The sequence below is a fragment of the Sphaerospermopsis kisseleviana CS-549 genome, assembly GCF_028329225.1.
Classification (GTDB): domain Bacteria; phylum Cyanobacteriota; class Cyanobacteriia; order Cyanobacteriales; family Nostocaceae; genus Sphaerospermopsis; species Sphaerospermopsis kisseleviana.
Window position 1 is genome coordinate 1 of record NZ_JAQMTI010000173.1, and the last position, 4,749, is coordinate 4,749.

Consider the following 4,749-nt stretch of genomic DNA (forward strand, 5'->3'; position numbering starts at 1 on the left):
GGACTGGGGACTGGGGACTGGGGAATGGGGAATGGGGACACTTCGACAAGCTCAGTGCATCGCTGGGGACTGGGAAGAGTTATTCTTAATTACGAATTACGAATTACGAATTACGAATTACGAATTACGAATTACGAATTACGAATTATGCCATTTGTCCACTGAGTGATCCCACGCCAATATGCCCTAATGGGAATTTGATAAACTTCAATAAAAATCCAAACTATAATTGCTGAATGTGACAAAAATGTGAGTAATGTCCAAACATAAGGTATCCAAGAAAGAGGAACATCTGGTTTTGGTGGTAAATAATAAGCGCCAATGCCAATTAAAGTAGTCGGGAAAATCACAAAAGCAATTGCAGCTAACACATAACCCCATGCTAATTCCACACCTTCTAACTGGGCTTGATTCCACTTAAAACCATTCCACTGCCACACCAGGGGCGGTTGTCTAGAAGGCATCTTGATTTGCTGTGATTCTAAATTGACAGTAAAAATTTCGTGACAAAAGTCACAAGACATAGTTTCCATTAACGGCATAGCAGAGATTTTACCGATCCGACAAACAGGACAGGGGTATTCTTCCTGAAAATTTAAAGAGGTAGAAAAAATTTGGGAATTGGTCATAATCAAACTGGTACTTCTCAAAAAATTAATATTATTCCAGTAGTTCTGTGCAAGCTCAATGACAATTAATATTAATAATAAATCAACTCAAAACCATTAATTGTCATATTTTTCACCATTCATACTGATACAGCGTTCAGAACTTCAAATTGGATTATTAGTAAATAATTATCATGATATGCTGTTGAGATGTTTTTGGCTCAGGACTAGATATAGTGGAGCATAGCGCAAATAACTATCCAGTGAAAAAAGTAGAAAAAGTTAATAAAGCTTACTTTCTTACCTCGTACTGAGTTAAACTGACAAACAAGTTAATACAAAAAATTAATCGGCTGATCCTGGGCTTGGGCATGACTCCAATGGAACAATGGCAATTTCTGATACAGAAGCAGGGCGATCGCAATTGGCAACCCCTGGAATCGCCAAATTTAAGAATTTTCGCAGGTAAGTACAGAGTTTTGGCTCGTTCTCACCTTGCTAATACAAATGTAGAAGTGCGGGTAATTCACTCCTCAATTCAGGAAGTTCCACCCAAACGCCGCATTTTTAAGCGTTTGCGTCGTACCAATGCAGAGGGGCTGATGGCAGTAATTCCCTTTACTGACCTCAACCCGGGAATTTGGGAATTACGTTGCTCTGCTGACTTAATGACGAATATACTGGGAAAATCCTGGCAATATAGCCTCATCCTCAAAGTTTTGCCCATAGAATCAGAATTGAATGAGCAACCATTATTAGGTAGTGGTGATCAATTTAACGAAGAGTCCCAGGTGACACCCACTCAGGAAGATGAATTGGCAGTTGCTTCACCCAGCAACCTGGACATCAATCCTTTGTCTACAGCAACCGTAGAAGATACAATCATCAATCAGCCGGTTAGCCCAGTATTATTCAAAGGGGAAACAGCCGAACAAATTTTACAAAGCGTTCTCGATTTAGCTTTACCCAGTTCTGAATCTTGGGATGAAGAACAGTCAGATGAGGATATTTCACCAGTCGCATCCCCACCCTCACCCCTCCATTTATCTCTAGAACGGGATACCTATATTGCTCGTTGGGGAAAAACTTTGACAATAAATGGGTATGTGGAACTGGCAGAAATTGATAATTTGGCAAATGAAAGATTATCTACAACTAATATTAATCATTGTTTTCAACTGCAATTAATTAGTCAACTGCGATCGCCTTTAGAATCCAATATCTTAGCTCAATTCACACAGCCTTTAACAGATCAAATCTTACCTTTTACATTTAGTAGCATTATTGAAATTCCTAAAAACTGTGAATCTAAGTTGATTTTGTCCAATATTAATTTATATGGCACACTGACTAAAGCCGGCGAAGTCATACTGTTAGCCAGCCATACTTTTATAATTACAGCAGATGTCACAGAATTACTGACCGTTACCTCAGCAAAATCTAGAGAAAAATCTAGTCCACCAGACTTGTTACCTGATGATAACTTACCACCAACTGAGGATGTAGCAACCAAACCAGAACCACCTCATCGTGTAAGTTTAGAACTATTCAATATCGTCAAAACTCCAAAATTAGCACAGTTTCATATTTTAAAACCAGCAGCTAACAAACCTCTACCCCCAAGAATAAAACCAGTCATTGTTTTCGATGGAAGTTCACCCACACTGCCAAAATTACCCCGGATTCACAAAAATGCGATCGCTGGCAATTCTGCCAATGCAGACTCCAGCTTATCAGCAGGAACTGTCAATAATGCTAGTCAGATACCACCCATAAATCTGGACAAACTGGTGATCAAACAGGTCACAACTTCTTTCCCATACTTGAAACGTTTAAAACCTGCAACAGAACCAAATTCAAAAACCAAAAACAATCTGCCAAAATTGATGGAAATTCAATTATCAAAGCCAGAAAATACACCAGAATTACTACCCAGCAAGGAACATGAAGAAACTTCTGCTGTGGAATTGATAGACAATGAATTGATAGAAAATACAATTCCTCAAGTTCCTATTCTCGATATCGAGGAATTAAACACATCAGAAATCATACCAGAAACATCTCCTCTGATTCAAAAATGGATCAAGAGTCAAGGGTACTTATTAGATGAAGGTATCGAGTTGGTATATCAAGAGGATAATACCAATGATGAAGTTGATACTCAAGACGCTAATAATACTGATGATATCAGTGAATCAACGGACGAGCCTCCTGTAATTCTGAATGATGAAAATCCTGCTGTTCCACCCGCTTTTACAGATGAATTACTTCTCAATTTAAATTTAGATGCAGAAATAGAAATGGAAGAAGTTATAGATTTGCCAGAACACATGATTCTAGGCACAAGTGAACCAACCCCCGAACCAGAATCATCTCCCAACATATCTCAATTGTTGTCTCAAGAAATAGTTCTAGATGATACATATATGACCTTGAGCAATGAAGACAGCAATCAACCATCTGAACCACAGGAACAACTGCTGGATGTATCTCCTCCGGTACTAACATCTTTACCCACACCCCAACTGTTTTTACCCAATGGTGAATTACTTGCTGGCTCATCTATAAAAGTGCGCTTAGAACTGTCCCAAGCATCATCGACGGTTGTATTAAAGTTATGGGTGGAAGATTACCAAACTCGTGGGTTGCTAGACGGACCGCATCTGATCCAAGATTTGCGGCCTACCCCTTGGGGAAATTGGGAAGCGATCACTCAATTAATTGTACCTTTAGGTTGTCTAGAAGTGTTAGTAGGGGCGATCGCTCTCGATACGAATACCCAACAGGAAAGCCACAAAGTTACAATAGTTAAAACTGTCATACCTCCTAACTTACCGACAATAGAACTCGACGAGGTACTGGGAATGTAAACGGTTTTGTTAAAAATCTTGAGAATTTCCAAAAAGAGGCGGAATTTTGCAGTAAGCTCCTAAGTGAATTGTAGTGTGACTTCCAAGGACTCTTACTATGTCAACTTCATTTTTGCCTTCAATTCTGGCTTATTCTTCATTTTTGCCTTCCATTTTCGTTCCTTTGACTGGTTTGGTTTTCCCAGCAGTCGCTTTCGCGTTTATGTTTTTATATATTGAACGCGAAGATATTGCTTAATTTTTAAGTCATAGGTTATGGGTAATCGGTAATTAACTGCTGTGTTTTTTACCAATTACCCGTACCTATAGGCAGCCGATTTAATTTAATGACTAATTGATAAAAGTGATAAAAGTGATAAATATGTATAAACAACGCGGTTTTAAGTGTGCATATTCCCAGGGTAATAATAGCAATGCCTATTTTTTATGTCTAATCAAGTTTGGTTGTCACAATTACAGAAACATCGAGCGATCGCAGTTATTCGCGCCCCGAAAATGGACTGGGGTGAAAAAATGGCTTTAGCGGTAGCATCTGGGGGAATGCAGTTAATAGAAATTACCTGGAATAGCGATCGCCCTGGGGAATTAATTTCTCAATTACGTAGTCAATTACCTGATTGTATAATTGGTACTGGTACACTGTTTAATGTGCAACAATTACAAGATGCGATCGCTGCTGGGGCGCAGTTTCTCTTCACTCCCCATACTGACCCAGAAATGATCAAAGTTGCAGTATCTCAAGATGTTCCTATTATTCCTGGCGCACTTACACCTACAGAAATTGTTACCGCCTGGACTCAGGGCGCAAGTTGTGTCAAAGTATTTCCTGTACAATCAGTGGGAGGTGCAAGTTATATCCACAGTTTACAAGCACCTCTTGGTCATATTCCCTTAATTCCTACCGGTGGTGTGACTTTAGAAAATGCTCAAGATTTTTTACAAGTTGGGGCGGTGGCCGTGGGTTTAAGTGGGGAATTATTCCCGAAAAATTGGGTTTTAGAAGGGAATTGGCACAAAATCACCGACCAAGCCAAAAATCTTACACAGAGGTTAAATTAGTTCCTGACCCCTCACAGATAACTTTTTCAGCAAACCCTAACTAGGGGTTGCTGAGAAAGTCTTTCCGTGAGGGCATAGGAGTCAGGAGTCAGGAGTCAGGAGTCAGGAGGAGATTTGAAAATTTCTTTGCCATCTCTTGAAATCCCCAAAAATGCACACTTTTTCCGGTATACCCTTCAAAACCCTTGCACTAATTTCTGTGTTTATCAGCC

4 protein-coding genes are annotated in these 4,749 nt (G+C 39.5%); 3 read left to right on the forward strand and 1 reads right to left on the reverse strand.

Annotation, left to right across the window (positions count from 1 at the left end; all coding sequences use genetic code 11):
* Window positions 1–131: 131 nt before the first annotated feature.
* Window positions 132–629: a hypothetical protein gene (locus PN497_RS14230; RefSeq protein WP_096565955.1), complete on the reverse strand. Its 498-nt coding sequence runs from the start codon at window positions 627–629 to the stop codon at window positions 132–134.
* 350 nt (window positions 630–979) lie between these two features.
* Between PN497_RS14230 and PN497_RS14235 the strand changes: the two genes are divergently transcribed.
* The 3 genes from PN497_RS14235 to PN497_RS14245 all read left to right on the forward strand — a co-directional run bounded on the left by PN497_RS14235 (window position 980) and on the right by PN497_RS14245 (window position 4,537).
* On the forward strand, window positions 980–3,478 hold the full coding sequence (locus PN497_RS14235; RefSeq protein ID WP_272110464.1) for a hypothetical protein: 2,499 nt from the start codon (window positions 980–982) through the stop codon (window positions 3,476–3,478).
* A gap of 97 nt (window positions 3,479–3,575) precedes the next feature.
* On the forward strand, window positions 3,576–3,716 hold the full coding sequence (gene psaI / locus PN497_RS14240; protein WP_096565957.1) for a photosystem I reaction center subunit VIII: 141 nt from the start codon (window positions 3,576–3,578) through the stop codon (window positions 3,714–3,716).
* A 188-nt stretch (window positions 3,717–3,904) separates the two neighbouring features.
* The gene (locus tag PN497_RS14245) at window positions 3,905–4,537 is read left to right on the forward strand and encodes a bifunctional 4-hydroxy-2-oxoglutarate aldolase/2-dehydro-3-deoxy-phosphogluconate aldolase (RefSeq protein ID WP_096565959.1); all 633 of its coding nucleotides are present in this window, start codon (window positions 3,905–3,907) and stop codon (window positions 4,535–4,537) included.
* The last annotated feature ends 212 nt before the right edge of the window (window positions 4,538–4,749 follow it).